Raw genomic sequence first — 17,393 nt, 5'->3', positions numbered from 1 at the left:
TGTTAAGCATACCGCCAGCGTTCATCCTGAGCCAGGATCAAACTCTCCGTTTTGTTGTGTTTCGAGTTTGTGGCTCTGAAAAAAATATTTTTCAGAATCCTAGTTACAATTTCGATTATCTTTTTGGAAAATTCCAAAACTAAAATCTTTTGACGAGGATTGGTTTTTTCTTAAGCTTTCAAAGTATTATTTTTTTTAGGTTCAGTGGTCGTTTGCGTCTTTCGCTTCCCGACTTAACTAGAGTAACTAGTCATCCCCTAGTTTGTCAAGGGGTAAATTTATTTTTTTTCCTAAAATCGCAAATCGCTTGACTGGTAGTACTTTCAGATGAATTGCTTCAGCAACCAGAGAGAAGCGAAAACAAAGTGGCTAAACCTGACTATGTGAAGAATGCAGCTTGCTTGTCTTCAAATAGGATCTGAACGTAAGTTGAATGATTATCGAAAAAGGCAGGAGATAGTATTGCTAGAGGGATTTATCCTGAATTCTCATACTTGAACTAACTGTACTAAGAAGAGCAGAATTGTTGTGGAGCTTGTGGTTGAAGACTCCTATTCTATAGAGTGAGCCCCACCCCTGTATTTTTGGAGCGTTGGGAATGGAAGATAGGCGTTACAGTGAGTCTAGCGCTGTAGAGGGGCTTCAAAATCTATAATGAATTTTTGAGAAAAAGCTAAAAACTAGACTAGGCAATAAATACAGATGATCCGACCGCGCAAGGTCTTTGCTCAACATTGGCTCAAAAGTGAAAAGGCGCTCAACGCAATTATAAAAGCAGCAGAGTGTACGGAAAGCAATGGCTCCGCCAACGCCAAAAGCGATCGCATCCTGGAAATTGGCCCCGGAACCGGGATTCTGACTCGTCGTTTATTACCTTTGGTGCAATCTCTGATTGCAGTTGAAATAGACCGCGACTTATGCCAAATGCTATCAAAGCAGCTTGGTAAGACTGAAAATTTTTTACTGCTGCAAGGGGATTTTCTCACTCTAGATTTACCATCTTATCTGGCAGCCTTTCCCAATTTCCACAAGCCAAATAAGGTAGTGGCTAATATTCCCTACAATATTACAGGGCCAATCATTGAGAAACTACTGGGTACGATCGCTAACCCCAATCCCGAACCATTTGACTCTATAGTGTTGCTGGTACAAAAAGAAGTAGCAGAAAGGTTATATGCTAAATCAGGCTCAAAAGCTTTTGGAGCTTTGAGTGTGCGAGTGCAGTATTTGGCTGAGTGTGAGTTAATCTGCACAGTCCCAGCGGCCGCATTCCATCCACCGCCAAAAGTGGATTCAGCAGTAGTGCGATTGCGTCCCCGAAACATAGAAATACCAGCGCTTAATCCCCGACAGTTAGAGAATTTCTTAAAGTTGGGGTTTGGTGCCAAGCGTAAAATGTTACGAAATAATTTGCAATCAGTTATAGAACGCGATCGCTTGAGCCACTTACTGGAACAATTAAAAATAAATCCCCAAGCTAGAGCCGAAGACCTCAGCGTTCAGCAATGGGTAATTTTAGCGAATGAGTTGGGAGTGGAGAGTATGAAGTAGGGGACAAGGCAGATTTTTTCCCATTTCTTATTTTCCATTCCCTATTGCCCCTAATCCCCAGAAGGGGCCCCGAGTTCCCCATTCCCCACTCTCAGAAAATGCGTTCTTACAGCCTAATTGCCCCTGCTAAAATCAACTTGTATCTGGAAATCATTGGCGACCGCTCCGATGGCTATCATGAGTTAGCCATGATACTTCAAAGTGTTGGACTTGCAGACCAAATTGATGTGCGTTCCATCAGCACTGAAAATATCCATGTTCATTGCAGCCACCCACAAGTACCGACGGATAAAAGTAATCTGGCATACCGTGCGGCAGAATTAATCGTGAGGCAATTTCCCGAAGCCTTTGCTAAATATGGAGGCGTGGAGATTACCATCAACAAGCAGATTCCTGTCGCTGCTGGGTTGGCTGGGGGTTCGACGAATGCAGCAGCGGTATTGGTAGGGATAGATCTACTGTGGAAGTTGGGGCTAACTCAGTCAGAATTAGAGGAGTTGGGAAGCACACTCGGTTCAGATGTACCGTTTTGTGTGGCGGGTGGAACTGCGATCGCCACAGGTAGAGGTGAACAACTTTCTCCCCTGCCGAGTTTAGATGACATATGTATACTCTTAGCCAAATACCGCAGCTTAGAAGTTTCCACCGCTTGGGCATACAAAACCTATCGACAGCAGTTTGGTCATTCTTATATTAGAGATATCGACAACTTAGCAGCACGTGCTAATGCAGTTCATTCAGGAGCAATAGTAAAAGCTATTCTGAATAAAGATGCGGGAGAAATTGCCCAAAAACTGCACAATGATTTAGAACGTGTGGTATTGCCAGCCTATCCCCAAGTCTTGCAACTGCGGGAAATATTGGCAAATCAGGAAGGCGTTTTAGGAACAATGATGTCTGGTTCAGGCCCAACAGTATTTGCTCTTTTTGAGTCTCAACAGCAGGCAGAAAAAATTAAGCTGCAAGTTCGGGAAGCAATTGTTGATAAAGACTTAGAATTGTTTGTGACTCGGACAATTACACATGGTATTCAGGTGACATCTTCAGTTTAAGTAAATCTTTACGCTTAATTCAAATGGCTAGTAAAGATGCAGAGATGCAATTTTAAGGACGATTAGCTAAGGATATTAACAATTCAAAATTCAAAATTCAAAACATTTCATATGGGGATTTAAACACCGACTGAAATGGTTAATACATGTAGATTGCAGGTTCTTAAACCCTTTAATTTACGATAATTATTTTCTAATCCTCCAATCGAAAATCTAAAACCTAAAATCCCAAAGATTATGAATGACCAAAACCTCACGCCACAAACAGATGCTAAAGAACAGGTTACAGCGAGTCCGTTACGCTGTTTTACGGGGGCGGTGATTTCTGGAGGAATGGGATTTGCAGTATATTCGCTGATGATTGCGATCGCTACAAATTTTGCAACTAAACCTGTCCATTCAATTAATCCCTTGGTGGTGAAGATTTCTTCTGCTGTTCGTACTCTGGTTGTTGGTGTAGTTGCTCTAGGTAGTGGGATATTTAGTATAGTGGCAATTGGTTTGTTGGCTTTGGGAGTGCAATTATTAGTGCAGCAATTGACTAAGCAAAAAAGTAGTGAAAACTAGTAATTTGCTTTAGAGTAAGTAACCTCAAGGCGTAACTAGTAAACCACTAGCGGTTAGGCGATCACAACTGCAAAGCTTCAGTTGAGTATTCTTCTCATCAGTAAAGTAGATTATTTATACCTTTTAATTGCAGCTAGTACAGATACCGTTATACTTGCTGAGTCTCTGTATGTACTGCAATTCTTGACTTTAACAAATTTTGGGTTGACACTTTGTAGAGTGGCTCAATATTCAGAAATTTATGCGGAATTGATACCAGTGACACTGAAATTGATAGCAGCAACATTATTTATAAGCAAAAATTATGAACACAACTCAGAGATATTTTTTACCCTTTATTTTTGTGGCAATCGTCGTCAGCCTCAGCAGTTGTAGTTCTAACCCCACTGCTCGGAATATTGACAGTGGCAAAACATCCCCTACCGTAGCGGCAACGAATAGCTTGCCGTCTCAGACTCCCAGCCAAATTCCTAGCGTAGCTCAGTTGAAAGAAAAATCTCTTAATCAAGAACCTCCTAAGGAAAATACACCTTCCTCATCAACTTCTAAAACTGCCATTAGTAAAACTACCAACGTCACACTATACACAAGTGATGCTCAATGTCAAAAGCTAGTTCCAGAAAAGGTTTCAGTGCCAGCCGAGGAACCAGTGAAAAATGTAGTAAATAAAATCTTAGAAAAACGAGATACAAGCGACTTTAGCTTGTCTGGGTATCGTGTCAACGTCAAAAATGGCATTGCTACAGTTGATTTGCGAATATCCCCTGAGTCAAAGCGGCAAATAGCTTCTCTTTCTAGTTGTGAACAGTTTGCTCTGTTTGGTAGTCTTCGCAAAACCTTAACAAGTAATGCCCAATGGAATATTAAAGAGGTTCGCTTCACTGAGCGAGGTGAGGATATTGTTCTTTAGTTAAATATGGTAGCAAGTACCGTCGTTAACTATAGCGGTTCTCGTTTGGATGCAATACACAATAGGGCACAGCAATGCTGTGCCCCTACAAATGGTCTGTATTCTATGCAATTAAGAACCGCTATAGTTAAAAAAATTTTTCAATCTGAACAGTCACAGGACTTATGCATCAGCATCTCTAAAACAGTGTATGTTATAGCCAATTGAAAACAGCTGTAAATAGTGGTATGCTTAACTTTAAGCCTAGTTTGTGGTAGCAATTCGCGGGTGTAATTCAGTGGTAGAATGTCATCTTCCCATGGTGAACGTCGTGGGTTCGAGTCCCATCGCCCGCTTTAGAAAAAAGTATTATTTAACAAGCGTTTCAAGGATTTGCTTTGTAAACTATTGCCTTGACGAATAAGCCATTTGCTGCACTGAGTAACACTTCTGAATCAATATATGTTATTTTCATTCTTCACTACCTTGTAACCCACCTCTGCGGCTGACAAGTTCTTTTGCTATTTCATCTTCATTTAATAAAGGCTTACCAGAACCAACAATTCTAGACCGAATTTTTCGTAAGCGTACTCCCAAGGGAGGTTTATTTGCAGAGTTTTTTAAGTGAAGAAATTCTACAAAATCTAAAACTTCCTGTTGTTTATCTTAGGGAAGAGAACGCCAGTGTGTTAATAATTCTTGTTCTGCACTCATTAATATTCACTCACTAAGATTACTCATATTTCATATTCTAAATGTTGGCATCCCTACAGAAGAATTAACGGCCTCTACTGCTTCTTCTCCTTCCAGCAATATCATCAAGGCTTCTTTCAATAGAATCCCGCGTAAAGCAGCGAAAACGCCCATCTTCACCCAAGACTTGGAAACCTTCACTGTAGCGTTTGGCTTGGTGCAATGCTCCTTCAGAGACATCTTTACTCTGACACTTGGCTTTCCACTACTCCGACAATCTGCAAGCCACAGAATAAGGCATAGTCGGCTCGTCCATTAGCTGTGGGATATTCTGCGCTCGTCAACTATCCTATGAGGTATTTTATACAAAAAACAAATAAATCTTTACATAGTTATTTAAAGATGATGTAATCTCAGCGTTCAAAATCAAGGCTGTAAAGCTGAGAACTCAACGCCTTACCGTCTATCGGAGGTAGCAAAAGCAAAGGAGAAATGTCAAGATTAGAACATGTACCTTTGGGGAATGATGTCAAGCAGGTGAAATATTTATTAATATTATTAATAGGAAGTGTAAATTCAGCGATAAGAGTCTGAAAAGATTTCTCATGGCGTTATTTCGCATCAATCACCCGATTCTTCACCAACGGAGCAGAAGATCATGAACGACCAACAACCATCAGACTCTAAGAAATTCGTCGGGAATCTCAAGAATGGTATTTGGCTGTTTGGCCTATCATCCTGGGTATTTGGCATTACCGATCGCAGTATTGCTTCATTTGCAGATGGCTATCTATCTGCTTTGGATTTGACGCAACTATTTACCGCTGCGACGTTTTTTGTGGCGTGGCTATTTTTAAAACCGACATCCAGAGTTTAAATTAAGCAACTGATGAGTATCCAGGCACTCTTGATGCCAGTCTGATTAAGATGCATAAGTTGCCAATTTTGCTTCATCCTACCTCTGCATCCAAGAAAAGTGTAGTTAAATTGCGCTTTTCTCTTGCGAAGTCAGAGTTATAGCTCCTGTGATTTTGATGTATCTAGAAAAATTTTTCTAATTTTCTGGAATTGATTACGCTCATGTAGTAGTCTCTATCAGATTACCGATTTATACTGAAACCCTATAATGAACTTTCGGGGAATATAACCCCATTTCGGATTAAAAGCCCAGCCTTCATGGCTGGGCTTTTGACAAGTAATTAAAAAAATTGGGGTAACTCTGGAAAATCCCAGAGTTACCCCGAATTTTAACAGTGATGAATTAAAAACAGTTTTTAACTCATCACTTCTCATGAAATTAGGCAAAGGCGGCGGTTGTCACGTCGTTATTCGATAGAATTTCTTGCAACTCTTCAGCGTCTACGGTTTCTTTATCAACTAACATTTCGGCTATCTGATCTAAAATGTGGCGGTTACGCACCAACACTTCTTTAGCGCGTGTATAGGCTACATCTACAAGTTTGCGGACTTCTTCATCAATGGCGGCGGCGGTTTCTTCAGAGAAATCGCGCTCTGACATGATATCTCGTCCGAGGAACATGTTACCTTGTTGACGACCAAGGGCAACAGGGCCTAAGCGATCGCTCATTCCAAATCGGGTGATCATCTGACGAGCAACACGGGCTACTTGTTGTAAGTCATTAGAAGCACCAGTGGTAACTTCTTCTTCACCAAAGATTAATTCTTCAGCAATCCGACCACCTAAAGCTACAGCCATCTGATTTTCCAGATAAGCGCGGCTGTATAAACCAGTGTCCATCCGGTCTTCGCTGGGGGTAAACCAAGTTAAACCACCTGCACGACCGCGAGGGATGATGCTAATCTTCTGCACTGGGTCATAGTCTGGCATTAAAGCACCAACTAAGGCGTGACCAGCTTCGTGATAAGCTACCAAGGTTTTGCGCTTTTCGCTCATTACTCGGTCTTTCTTCTCTGGCCCAGCTAATACGCGATCAATCGCGTCATTGATTTCATCCATCGAAATTTCAGTCAAATTCCGGCGTGCTGCCAGAATTGCGGCTTCATTCAACAGGTTAGATAAATCTGCGCCAGTAAATCCAGGGGTACGACGGGCGATTTTATCCAAATCCACATCTTTCGCCAAGGTTTTGCCACGGGCGTGTACCTTGAGGATTTCACTGCGTCCGGCGTAGTCGGGACGGTCAACCACAACTTGACGGTCAAAGCGACCAGGACGCAACAAGGCTGCATCTAATACATCGGGACGGTTGGTAGCAGCAATAATGATGATGCCTGTGTTGCCTTCAAAGCCATCCATTTCTGTAAGCAACTGGTTGAGGGTTTGTTCCCGCTCATCGTTACCACCACCTAAACCTGCACCCCGTTGACGACCTACGGCGTCAATTTCATCGATGAAGACGATACAAGGAGCATTGGTCTTAGCTTGTTCAAACAAATCGCGGACGCGGGATGCACCCACACCTACGAACATTTCCACAAATTCTGAACCGGAGATTGAAAAGAAGGGTACACCTGCTTCACCAGCTACAGCACGAGCTAGGAGGGTTTTACCTGTACCAGGAGGGCCAACTAACAGTACACCTTTAGGAATTTTTGCACCAACAGCGGTAAAGCGATCGGCGTTTTTCAGGAAGTCGACGACTTCGTTTAATTCCAACTTGGCTTGGTCAATACCAGCGACATCGCCAAATGTCACCTGAGTTTGTGGTTCCATTTGCACTCTGGCTTTGGATTTGCCAAAGTTCATTGCTTGGCTACCTGGGCCACTTTGAGCGCGACGTAGCAAGAAGAATAAGCCAACCAAAAGTAATACAGGGAAAAATAAGCTGCTCAGTGCCTTAAACCAAAATCCTTCGTCGGTTTGGGGCAAAACAGAAATATCAACGCCTTTAGAAGTCAGAGTATTAATCAAGTCTGGATCGTTGACTAAGGTAACAATCCTTTTTGCTGGGTCATATTTTGGTGTAACCAGTGCTGTAGACCGATCTGCACTCAAACTGACTTTTTCTACTCTGCCTTGCTGAACTTCTTGAATAAAGCGACTGTATCGCCATGTTTCTCTGCTTTGGGGTTGTTTGTCAAAAAATGCTGTTCCCAGCGCAATGACGACAATAAACAGCAGCGCATACAGCCCTGCATTTCTCCATCTTTTATTCACTAAGGTCTATCCTCCGGTATTTTTCGCGCGTTAGCTCTCAGTGGCCGCTTTGCGCGATCGCCTAGCGTCTCTGAATCACAAAGGTGATTATTAAGAATTATGTTAACTTATCTTAAGATATAACAAATTTGGTGTGAGTGTCATGCTAAAAAAAGCTCCCTTATTAGCTGAAAACTTTGATGGTAGGGATTATATTGTAGCGACCCTGAAGGCTGATGAACGGTATGAATGGGAATAATTTCTACCACACTATTAGTGTAGGCGATCGCTTCAAATCTCTGGACTAACTCGACGCTCCAAGTTTTTTCTCGTACTGGCTGCTGATGGTTTTGCAGCCAGTTTACAAGTTGCGATCGCCCAATTCCTGGCAAAATCCCGGCTGTTAAGGGTGGCGTGTACCAACTGCGATCGTACCATCCCCAAAGGTTGCCTGTACTGGTTTCTAGCCAATTTCCTTGAGCATCGACTAATATTGCTTCTTGAGCATCTGAGCTAGTTTTTGCCAACCAAGCACTCAAATAATTTCCAGTTTTATGAGAAGGGAGAGAGCGAGAAAATTCTGAACTGGCAACAGCGCACAAAATACCATTTTTTTGTTTTTCTATCAAATTTTGTGGTAATAATCTACCAGTTATCCATTCCCGTCCATCGGGAAAGAGGGTAATTCTGAGAATGGAGAAGTGCGTGAGTAGAATTTGAGCGCCTTTGCGTAGACGGTTCCAATCTGGTTGCTGCCAACCAAAGGTTTGTAGTGAGAAGAGTAAGCGATCGCAGTGTGCTTGCCAATTAGTTAAATTACTATCTAGCGAGTTCTGATAAACTCGCAATGTTGTAAAAACAGTCGCTCCATAAAGTAAACCCGGATCGTTAATGTTGATTTCTAGGGTTTGAGAGTGAACTAATTTGCCGTCATACCAAAAAATATTATTTGTCACAACCAGATTATTTATCTCTACAACTCCATTGAAAAGTGGTGACTTGTAATACTCATACGCTGCATGAGATAAAATCTATGAGCTGCAAATCGCTGAACACCAGAATCAAGACTTAGGTGTTTACAGTCATGATTTCTAGCATATTCAATTAGCCACTGAAATAACTGTTGACCATAGCTGTGTGAACGATTAAACTCATCAACAACTAAATCATCAATGTATAAAATTTTTCCCGATGCTAAACAATTATAAATCCGAAATCCAGCGACCGCTACAGTTTTATTTTCTGCTTCCAAGAATGCAAGTTTATATCCTTCTTGCATTTGATATCTAACTTGTTCTACAAACTTAGTCTGCTCAAGGTGAGGACGCAACTGGGAAATCACAGCAAAACACCCTAATATTTGAAAGTCAGATTTTGCCAATTGTATTGATATCATTATTATCCTACTAAATCATGTGTGAGGAAAATAGAATTGATTACATTATTACTCAATACGCTTTTATTAAGGAATACTGGCAACAACTTTGGCTTTTATAAACGAGATAAATCACCGTCTGTACAATTATTTTGGGCTTGGCTGAACTGGATTGCATTATTACTAATAATTTAATCTTTTGGGGGAAATATAATTTTATTAATACCTTCAGGGGTTGTAATTACTTTTCCTCCCAAAGCTTCGATTTCCCTAATTGCGCGTGTTCGAGTTCTCTCATCAACTTGATTACCTAAAACTATTGCCCAGGTAGCAATTTGAGCATACTTACTGTTAGGATTTCGACTCAGAAATTCAGCAGTTCTTTGAGAAGTATTTGCAATCATCTGACTTTCTGCATCTGAAAACTTACTTGCCCAGTTTGCCGCCATTACAAAAGACTTTTGGGCAGCTTTAGCATCTCCCAAAAATAATAACTCATCAACTCCTTTATAACGCCACACGTAATAAGACTTGTCAGGAACCGAAGGAGATAGTGATTTTAAGCCTTTCTCTGATAGTGCGATCGCGCGTTCTGGCATGGCAGCATACAATGAAGTACTGACAGAAAGGCTGCGATACGCTGCTAAAAATCGCGGGTCACGTTCTAGAATGATTTCAAAATATTCTGGGCTTAAACTATAACCTGTTTTATCCCGAACTTCATCATCTCCAAAATATTGTAGAAAGTTAAGATACACTAAGTCTGCAATGAAGTTATTATAACTAAAACTAGGAATTTTTTGGAGAAATTTCAGACGGACATTTTCAGATCTTATTTCTTTCTCTAGAGTTTCTAAAGAGGCGGATTGTTTGCGATTTATTAGTTTTTGCAATTCGGGAAATTGAATCAAGCCAACTCCTAAAATACACGCACAAATTACAACAGGTGTAGTAATAGCTTTACGCGATGACAACAACATATCTTTCTTGTTTTCCCAGACATAAGCAACTTATTGTGTATAACTTAATTGTATATAATATGCTTTATGTAAAATTACTCAGTGATAGAGTAAGTAGAATAACATCCACAATCAAACAGATAAAAAAACCTTTAATTAGAAGAGTTTTGTGCTGATGTAGTGAATAAACAGAAGCTTTTTCAAGGTTGTAATGTTTGATCCTAAGCCGCTACTTTACTCTTTGGTAACAACTAGAAGTGAACGAGTCTATAGTAATCCTATTTAATTTACTCTCCACCATAGCCTCAGATCCCTGAATTCTTAAATAACTCAGGGATCTTTTTGTTTGTAACTCCTGCATAGATTGCTATGTCTTTTCCTAAAAAAATCTATTAATAGGTATATTATCAAACTCAGTATAAAAATGTTAAGTGTTTACTGCAAATTTAATATTTAATATTGTGAGGTATAAATTTTCCTTATTTACTGCCAGTAGTTTGAACAATAAGTTCTGAAAATTTTAAAGCTTCTTTGCTTTTACTTAGTTTTATTAAGCAAAACTGGTAAAATTTTCAACATCATATAAAATAAGATTTTGTTGAAATTTAAACCTTTTACCTCTAGAAGATTATGATAAATACTGTAATTACAGATAACTTGGAAAGTAACGGACTAGCTGTTAGTGCAAGAAACAGTGATTTTAAAACAATAGTCACTAATCTTAATGCTGATAAAAAGGGACTGGATGTTGACGAAATTATTAATGCTATCAAAACAGTAATCGTTGAAGTTATTGATTTAAAAATAACTACTTGGGTCGCAGAGTCATCAGAGCAGTCACAAAATGAGATAACATCGGCATCTGCTAAACCAGGAAATCGAATATATACTCGAATTAATCTTGTTAATGGGGATATCGAAAATGAAATTGGGAGTCAATTTACTGATAGCGGGCCCTATAAAGAAATTCGCGAATTTCATTTAACTCAAGTTAAAGACAGTCGGGAGATTATTCATAAGAATATAGAAAGCGTGGAAAAATTGTATGGATTTTTAATGGAAATAGTTAAATCTCACAAAAAACCACAACTATAACGATTATTTTGTTAACTACTCATTCCAAATAAAGCATCGACAGCAACCTAGTACCGCAAGGCGGAAGTCAAAAGAATTGTATTCTAAGCTCTTACGCCATTTGAAATGCTCTGTTTATTTACGCCGTGCTGTACTAGCAACATCTTTAGGTTCATTTGCGTATATCTTGCTATCAACACAAAGCTACAGCCAGATCAGTCAGAACTATAAGAGGATGAGACATTATGTCTAATGAGATTAAAATTAAAGACCGAAATGTTATTCAGGCTGACAACCGAAATGGTACTCGACCTGAAGATATTCAAAACAAAGCTAGAGGCTTGTTAAACAATTTAGTATCGTCTGTACAGACATTAGTTTCTGACATTACAGCTTTAGAAGTGAATACGATGATTGTGGATAGGATTAATGCCTCAAAGTTTAATGCTTGGGAGGCATATCAAGAGATTTATTCTATACATGACCCAGATTATTTTGACGCCAAAGGAATTCCAAAAGAAGATTCTCAAGCTCAAGAACTGCGTAAGCGCTATAAAAGTCTATTTGACCAACTTGAAAGAGAATATTTTTACCTTCTGCTTGAGGAGAATTCAGGTTTTTATAATCCACACGATGATAGAGTAAAACAATATCGTCAGAGGCTTGCATACGCGAAGAAATATCAACAAAACCTGGTTGAAGCTGCTAAGGAAAATGTGAAGCTAGCTGAACCAATACTACCTGCTCCAACTCCCATTATTGATGATCAAGATGGAAACAATCAAGGAGATTGGATTGAAAATTTTAAAGAAATTCAAAGGCTTTTAAATAATGATAGATTTGTTCGGACTCTGCGTAAAATGACTGAACTAAAAGCTGCACTTGATAGTAGTAATGTTACAAGTACCAAAATTGATATTATTTATGCTCAAACTGTCATGCAGATAGATGGAGATATTATCACTCGTTATCATAAAGAACTGTTTAGTTTATCTGAAGAGGCTAAAAACTTGATCATTAATACACATAATCAAGGAGTAGTTTCTGGTGAAAAACAGTGGCGTGGAACATTTAGTTTTTTGATTAATTTGGTACAAAGTATCGCAAATTTATCTCGATAATGAACGCTGATATAACAAAAATAGATCGCCAAACTGATGTTGCACTCTCTCTTTCTCTACAAGTTCCTCAGGGCGATCGCTTTGAACTTAAGGTCGAGCGAGGACAGTGTAGTTTTTACCTAAATGAGAGAGTTGTAGAACAGATTCAGCAAGCGCAAAAAATTGGCATTTCTCTATATATTCCACCAAGGCTGATAATTTCTCTCTGGTATTACGCCTGTTTCAGCAAAAATATTGTAATTGAAAACAAAAAGCAAATTACCGAAAAACAGTTTAATAAAGTTTTTTACGTTATTGTTATAGTTAATCTTTTAAAATTATTTTTGAGTAAAACTGCACGTGACAAAATAGCGTTACAGCCTGGAGTCACCTTTAATTCTTACTATCAGCAGCCTCAATCAACTTCAGATACTTATGAAGAAGACATTATTTTACAAAGCACTATTCTTCTTCATGGTGATATATTTAACAAAATTAAGTGGAATTTCATGCAGAATTCCAACTGCTCAATAATTATCTCGGCTCATTATTGGCTGACTGAACAAGTATTAAGTTCCTTGCGGACTAAATTAAATCTGCTAGTTTGGGAGCTAGCTTCGCTGTTTCCTGCTGCGTTAGTAGTCTACAATCTGTATCCAGCAAATTTGATGCTATCAATATTTGCTTGGATAGGCTTGACTATATTATTTGCAATTACCCGCTATGTACTTGTCAGTCAACTGCAAAGACGTACTTCTATCAACTCTAAATTTATAACTTGGTGGGCATGGTCGCTAATTTGTCTTATCCCTAGTGTTTTTATTGGTGCTACTAACGGCTTTAAAAATGTTAATGCATTATTATTACCACTTTTGTCACTTATCGCTCCAAAACTTGCGGAGTATATTTTAAATTTTACCGGGCCACTAGTTGGGAAACTGCTCATCCGTCGGCTCTTATCATTTTGAGTATATAAATAATAAATTTTATAATTATTTTTTTACTGTTTCAAAATTTGCCAACATTGTTGAGCGATCGCCCAATCTTCTTGAGTATGAATAACTAATACTCGTACTGCTGAATCGGGTGTAGCAATATCCTCATCCACTGGCTGCTGTTGATTCTTCTCAAGGTCTATTTTTAGTCCGATAAATCCAAAAGCTTCACAGGCGGCTTGACGAATTTCTGGAGAGTGTTCGCCCACACCTGCTGTGAACACTAAAGCATCTAATCCCCCCAAACTAGCAAGCATTGCGCCGATCGCAGAACGCAAGCGATGCACGTAGATATCCCAGGCCAGTTGAGCGCGGGAATTACCTTGAGCGATGGCTTCTCTCACTTCACGCATATCGCTAGATACACCCGAAATTCCCTTTAATCCAGAAGCTTTATTTAATAACTCATCCAACTTTTCTACAGAGTAATTACAGTGCCGCAACAAATAAATCAGAATCCCCGGGTCGACTGAACCAGAACGGCTACCCATCATTAATCCGTCTAGGGGCGTGAATCCCATAGTAGTATCAATACTGCGACCGTTTTTAATCGCTGCTAAAGAGCAACCATTGCCCAAATGGCAGATAATTAACCGCTCAGATGCAACATCTCGACCGAGAATTTGGACAGCACGTTGAGAACAGTATTGGTGACTAATACCATGAAACCCATAGCGGCGAATACCTTGTTCTACCCACTGATATGGGCCGGGATAGATTGCTGCTGCATCGGGTAAAGTAGCATAAAATCCGGTATCAAACACTGCTACTTGAGTGGCATCTTTTAAGGTGTTTTCAATTGCTTCTATGCCTTCCACTGCGGCTGGATTATGTTCGGGAGCAAGATTAGACAGACCAGCGATCGCCTTTTTGACATCCTCCGTAATTACCACACTATCTCGATAATCTTTTCCACCATGTACGATTCGATGCCCCACCACATCGATTTCTGACAAGCGATCGATTACCTTCGTAGGGTCATGATTAAGTGTATTCAGCATATAGGTGAGGTGCGCCTGTGGAGAATCACCAGAGATTGATTTTTGCAGCGTTCCACCCGTAACGGTTTTCACCTCAATTTCTGCCACACCACGATCTTGAGTCCAGTTGATTTTCCCTTCCCAAAGGGGTTGGGGTGCTTGGCTGGGGAGAGTTTCATCTGCAATTTCATACAGACAACTCTTTTGGCTGCTCGATCCGGCATTCAGTACCAATATCTTCATAGTGACAACAGAAAAAGACGATCTCTTTTGATGGTGCCATTAATTCTAGCTTCATGCTTAGTACAGTTTTGCGTAACGTAGGGTTTTTGATGCAGGGGAACGCATTAACAATGCAGGCTGACGCATTAACAATGCAAGCTGACACATTAACAATGCAGGCTGACGCATTAACAATGCAAGCTGACGCATTAACAATGCAAGCTGACACATTAACAATGCAAGCTGACGCATTAACAATGCAGGCTGACGCATTAACAATGCAGGCTGACGCATTAACAATGCAAGCTGACACATTAACAATGCAGGCTGACGCATTAACAATGCAAGCTGACGCATTAACAATGCAAGCTGACACATTAACAATGCAAGCTGACGCATTAACAATGCAGGCTGACGCATTAACAATGCAGGCTGACGCATTAACAATGCAAGCTGACACATTAACAATGCAGGCTGACGCATTAACAATGCAGGCTGACGCATTAAGAAGGCGGACTAAGTGGCTTATCAAGTCAAAGCGCGTAACTTTTTGCACAGCTGCTCATTTCACCCCTCCTTCTACTGTTCGGGGATACGGTACACAGTTTGAAGATGCAGGTTTTATCTTTACAAGGGCAGGAACTAGAAGCGAGGAGAAATAGTTGATCAGTTATCACTTCGTAGCTTAATTGGGCGGATGTCGCGGATCTTGAGGGTTCTTTTGCCTGCGTTATCGTCGTCATCAATCGTTACGAGGTATTTCACAACTGTATAGTTTGCATTTCCACCAGTTACGGTGACTACAAATGCCGAGTAACTGTTAGTGTTTGTGCCACAACCACTTCGGTCATGGAAAGTTTGATTCCATTCACCAATATGGATACCCTCGCCTCGTGGCTCATCACCACTTTGTTTAATTTCATTGAGGAGAGCTACTTTCAGTTGAGATAACTTTGATTTTTTATCAGCAAGCATAAGTTTAAGAAACTTATCGCGATTAAACTGGTCAAGGTTGTTGCCGTTGCTGCATTTATCTTCGTAGTTGGCTTCAGCTGAATTCGGACTAGTCATCACCAGTGCTGGGATCTTGGGAGACTGAGCGGCGTGCCCAGAAGTTGTTGCTAGTGCGAGAACACATAAAGTAAAAAAACCAAAGCGCATTCAATTCTCCGAGCCTAAATTAGTGTGTCCAATCAAGATTAACTGCAAAGAACACTAAAGGACAGAGTTTGCTCGGTAGGCGTATGCAGCAAAGAGGTGAAATGAGCGCCAACACTATCTGATGATACTTGTACTTCTAATAGGGGAGTTTAGGCAACTTAACGATAAAGCTTGTCCCCTTGCCCTGGGCACTTTCAACTTCAATCGTCCCCTGATGCGCCTCAATAATACTCTTTGCTAAAAATAATCCTAATCCCCATCCCGTTTGATCCCCAGCAGAGATGGTTCGACGAAATTGTTGAAATAAAATTGATTGAGCTTCTGAAGAAATCGGATTACCTTCATTGTGGATAGTGAGGCTGATATGCGTTTCAATTTGTTCAAGCGTGAGTGTAATTGGTGTATTAACAGCACCATACTTCACGGCGTTAATAGCTAAGTTTTCAATTACCCGTTGTATCTCTTTACGGCTGCAATTGCTCCTGATAGGAGTATCACAAACTACGACAAACCGATCTTCATAAGCAAAGTTTAAGTCCTCTACTACGTCCTGAACAAGACTGTCTAAACTGCATTCTTCAAATTCAAACTTTAAGCTTTGCCCTGCCCGCAGCCGACTAGCATCGAGCAGATTTTGAATCATCGAATTCAAACGCTCGACTGCTTTTAGCATTTTCGCCGCGATATTCGTATGGGTGTCTCCTTGTTCAAGCCGACGCAAAGTCAGGTGAATACCCATTTTTATGACATTGAGTGGGTTTCTAAGGTCGTGAGTCAGTGTCACCATAAATAATTCTTGAATATCTCGCAGCGTCTGGGAAAATTGAGTCGCCGCATCGTTAACGGCTTGCTCAATGGAGTCGATAATAATATCCCGTTCCCTTACCTCTAAAGCCGCTTCTTCTTCTAAAATCTGAAATATGACTTGACGGAGAATGTGGTACTCAAAGATGAGTTGAGTCATCGAGTAGTCAGCATAACCTGCCCGCTCATGTCCATGCTTTTTCCCAATCCGAGTGCTTTCTAGCTTATCCGTTCTTATTCTCGCTGGTGTCCTTTCAATCTTTGTTGACAATTCATCCACCAATTGGTTTAAATACTCAGGTAGCGAATTTTGTAGCATCAGAGAGTCCTGATGCATTGATGCACCAACTTCATCACGCGCCCGCTCCTCCCACATCTGCATAATCCTTTCAACATTTTGCTTAAGACGCTCAGACACGTGATTATACATAGATTGCAAGAACACCAAAACTAGCAAACAGTCAGCTTTAAACCACTTGACATTATACACAATTGTCTTGTGATGTTAAGTGGTTATTAGAAAAGTCAGCCTATATTGCTGTTGCTACTTTAATATGTAGTTTTCTAGTTGCTTCTAGAACTACTAATGTTGGATTTTTTGTTTTTAGCCGTTCTACTAATTGAGCAATCTCTATTGGAGTATTGTCACATGAAAAAGCTTCACCTGTCGGACTAATGTAGATATCTAAACGTTTTTTTGAAACATCAATGCCGATCCACTGTTTTATGATAACGACCTCCGCCTTTGGATCAAATCCAAAGGTTACTCGCGCTTGCGTGATGCGGGCTTTTTTTGCCCCAGGCAACTGTTCGAGTTCACTTTTGAGAGTTTAGCGACCACTGCTAAGGTCGG

19 protein-coding genes and 1 tRNA gene are annotated in these 17,393 nt (G+C 40.3%); 10 read left to right on the top strand and 10 right to left on the bottom strand.

Annotated elements, in window-relative coordinates; translation table 11 throughout:
- Positions 1 to 702: 702 nt before the first annotated feature.
- The 5 genes from rsmA (at position 703) to HWQ39_RS14055 (ending at position 4,415) form a co-directional block, all read left to right on the top strand.
- The gene (gene rsmA / locus HWQ39_RS14075) at positions 703 to 1,551 is read left to right on the top strand and encodes a 16S rRNA (adenine(1518)-N(6)/adenine(1519)-N(6))-dimethyltransferase RsmA (protein ID WP_292845662.1); all 849 of its coding nucleotides are present in this window, start codon (positions 703 to 705) and stop codon (positions 1,549 to 1,551) included.
- 98 nt (positions 1,552 to 1,649) lie between these two features.
- Positions 1,650 to 2,603 (top strand): 4-(cytidine 5'-diphospho)-2-C-methyl-D-erythritol kinase, encoded by a 954-nt coding sequence (gene ispE / locus HWQ39_RS14070; RefSeq protein WP_292845659.1) that lies wholly within the window; start codon positions 1,650 to 1,652, stop codon positions 2,601 to 2,603.
- Between the two features lie 237 nt (positions 2,604 to 2,840).
- Positions 2,841 to 3,170 (top strand): DUF3082 domain-containing protein, encoded by a 330-nt coding sequence (locus HWQ39_RS14065; RefSeq protein ID WP_292845656.1) that lies wholly within the window; start codon positions 2,841 to 2,843, stop codon positions 3,168 to 3,170.
- 304 nt (positions 3,171 to 3,474) lie between these two features.
- On the top strand, positions 3,475 to 4,080 hold the full coding sequence (locus HWQ39_RS14060) for a GerMN domain-containing protein (RefSeq protein WP_292845653.1): 606 nt from the start codon (positions 3,475 to 3,477) through the stop codon (positions 4,078 to 4,080).
- 263 nt (positions 4,081 to 4,343) lie between these two features.
- Positions 4,344 to 4,415 (top strand) — tRNA-Gly (locus HWQ39_RS14055).
- Between the two features lie 115 nt (positions 4,416 to 4,530).
- Here HWQ39_RS14055 and HWQ39_RS34405 read toward each other — a convergent pair.
- Together HWQ39_RS34405 and HWQ39_RS14045 are read right to left on the bottom strand one after the other, a co-directional pair.
- Positions 4,531 to 4,656 carry a hypothetical protein gene (locus HWQ39_RS34405; RefSeq protein WP_366932271.1) on the bottom strand — a complete coding sequence of 42 codons (126 nt, stop codon included), beginning with the start codon at positions 4,654 to 4,656 and terminating at the stop codon, positions 4,531 to 4,533.
- A 147-nt stretch (positions 4,657 to 4,803) separates the two neighbouring features.
- A complete protein-coding gene (locus HWQ39_RS14045) occupies positions 4,804 to 4,992 on the bottom strand; it encodes a hypothetical protein (RefSeq protein WP_292845650.1) in 189 nt (62 codons plus the stop codon).
- A gap of 418 nt (positions 4,993 to 5,410) precedes the next feature.
- Here HWQ39_RS14045 and HWQ39_RS14040 point away from each other — a divergent pair, with 418 nt between their 5' ends.
- A complete protein-coding gene (locus tag HWQ39_RS14040; RefSeq protein ID WP_292845647.1) occupies positions 5,411 to 5,629 on the top strand; it encodes a hypothetical protein in 219 nt (72 codons plus the stop codon).
- 420 nt (positions 5,630 to 6,049) lie between these two features.
- Here HWQ39_RS14040 and ftsH3 read toward each other — a convergent pair whose 3' ends face one another.
- The 4 genes from ftsH3 to HWQ39_RS14020 form a co-directional block, all read right to left on the bottom strand.
- Complete coding sequence (gene ftsH3 / locus HWQ39_RS14035) at positions 6,050 to 7,891, bottom strand: ATP-dependent zinc metalloprotease FtsH3 (RefSeq protein ID WP_179067843.1); 1,842 nt, start codon at positions 7,889 to 7,891, stop codon at positions 6,050 to 6,052.
- A 140-nt stretch (positions 7,892 to 8,031) separates the two neighbouring features.
- Positions 8,032 to 8,826, bottom strand: coding sequence for an aminotransferase class IV (locus HWQ39_RS14030; RefSeq protein ID WP_292845642.1), 795 nt, complete (start codon positions 8,824 to 8,826; stop codon positions 8,032 to 8,034).
- A gap of 17 nt (positions 8,827 to 8,843) precedes the next feature.
- The gene (locus tag HWQ39_RS14025) at positions 8,844 to 9,266 is read right to left on the bottom strand and encodes a GNAT family N-acetyltransferase (protein WP_292845638.1); all 423 of its coding nucleotides are present in this window, start codon (positions 9,264 to 9,266) and stop codon (positions 8,844 to 8,846) included.
- Positions 9,267 to 9,436: 170 nt separating this feature from the next.
- A complete protein-coding gene (locus HWQ39_RS14020; RefSeq protein ID WP_292845635.1) occupies positions 9,437 to 10,225 on the bottom strand; it encodes a hypothetical protein in 789 nt (262 codons plus the stop codon).
- Positions 10,226 to 10,834: 609 nt separating this feature from the next.
- Here HWQ39_RS14020 and HWQ39_RS14015 point away from each other — a divergent pair.
- The 3 genes from HWQ39_RS14015 to HWQ39_RS14005 all read left to right on the top strand — a co-directional run bounded on the left by HWQ39_RS14015 (position 10,835) and on the right by HWQ39_RS14005 (position 13,346).
- Positions 10,835 to 11,299 carry a hypothetical protein gene (locus tag HWQ39_RS14015; protein WP_292845632.1) on the top strand — a complete coding sequence of 155 codons (465 nt, stop codon included), beginning with the start codon at positions 10,835 to 10,837 and terminating at the stop codon, positions 11,297 to 11,299.
- 224 nt (positions 11,300 to 11,523) lie between these two features.
- Positions 11,524 to 12,399 carry a hypothetical protein gene (locus tag HWQ39_RS14010; RefSeq protein ID WP_292845629.1) on the top strand — a complete coding sequence of 292 codons (876 nt, stop codon included), beginning with the start codon at positions 11,524 to 11,526 and terminating at the stop codon, positions 12,397 to 12,399.
- Entirely contained in the window at positions 12,399 to 13,346 is a 948-nt protein-coding gene (locus HWQ39_RS14005) for a hypothetical protein (RefSeq protein WP_292845626.1), read from the top strand. The genes HWQ39_RS14010 and HWQ39_RS14005 overlap by 1 nt, the downstream gene beginning before the upstream one ends.
- 32 nt (positions 13,347 to 13,378) lie before the next feature.
- On the opposite strand, the gene HWQ39_RS14000 is transcribed toward HWQ39_RS14005, so the two are convergent.
- Positions 13,379 to 14,596, bottom strand: a complete 1,218-nt coding sequence (locus HWQ39_RS14000; RefSeq protein ID WP_292845623.1) for an acetate kinase — start codon at positions 14,594 to 14,596, stop codon at positions 13,379 to 13,381.
- A gap of 110 nt (positions 14,597 to 14,706) precedes the next feature.
- On the opposite strand from HWQ39_RS14000, the gene HWQ39_RS13995 reads away from it, so the two are divergent.
- Positions 14,707 to 15,237 carry a hypothetical protein gene (locus HWQ39_RS13995; protein ID WP_292845621.1) on the top strand — a complete coding sequence of 177 codons (531 nt, stop codon included), beginning with the start codon at positions 14,707 to 14,709 and terminating at the stop codon, positions 15,235 to 15,237.
- Positions 15,238 to 15,241: 4 nt separating this feature from the next.
- On the opposite strand, the gene HWQ39_RS13990 is transcribed toward HWQ39_RS13995, so the two are convergent.
- The 3 genes from HWQ39_RS13990 to HWQ39_RS13980 all read right to left on the bottom strand — a co-directional run bounded on the left by HWQ39_RS13990 (position 15,242) and on the right by HWQ39_RS13980 (position 17,346).
- Positions 15,242 to 15,736 carry a hypothetical protein gene (locus HWQ39_RS13990; protein ID WP_292845618.1) on the bottom strand — a complete coding sequence of 165 codons (495 nt, stop codon included), beginning with the start codon at positions 15,734 to 15,736 and terminating at the stop codon, positions 15,242 to 15,244.
- 136 nt (positions 15,737 to 15,872) lie between these two features.
- Positions 15,873 to 16,958, bottom strand: a complete 1,086-nt coding sequence (locus HWQ39_RS13985; RefSeq protein WP_292845615.1) for a HAMP domain-containing sensor histidine kinase — start codon at positions 16,956 to 16,958, stop codon at positions 15,873 to 15,875.
- Positions 16,959 to 17,070: 112 nt separating this feature from the next.
- A complete protein-coding gene (locus HWQ39_RS13980; RefSeq protein ID WP_292845612.1) occupies positions 17,071 to 17,346 on the bottom strand; it encodes a hypothetical protein in 276 nt (91 codons plus the stop codon).
- Positions 17,347 to 17,393: the final 47 nt, after the last annotated feature.

It is taken from the genome of Nostoc sp. NMS8, from assembly GCF_017115045.1.
GTDB lineage: Bacteria > Cyanobacteriota > Cyanobacteriia > Cyanobacteriales > Nostocaceae > Nostoc.
Note: the sequence above shows the minus strand (reverse complement) of the source record. Positions and strands in the feature narration are given on the sequence as shown.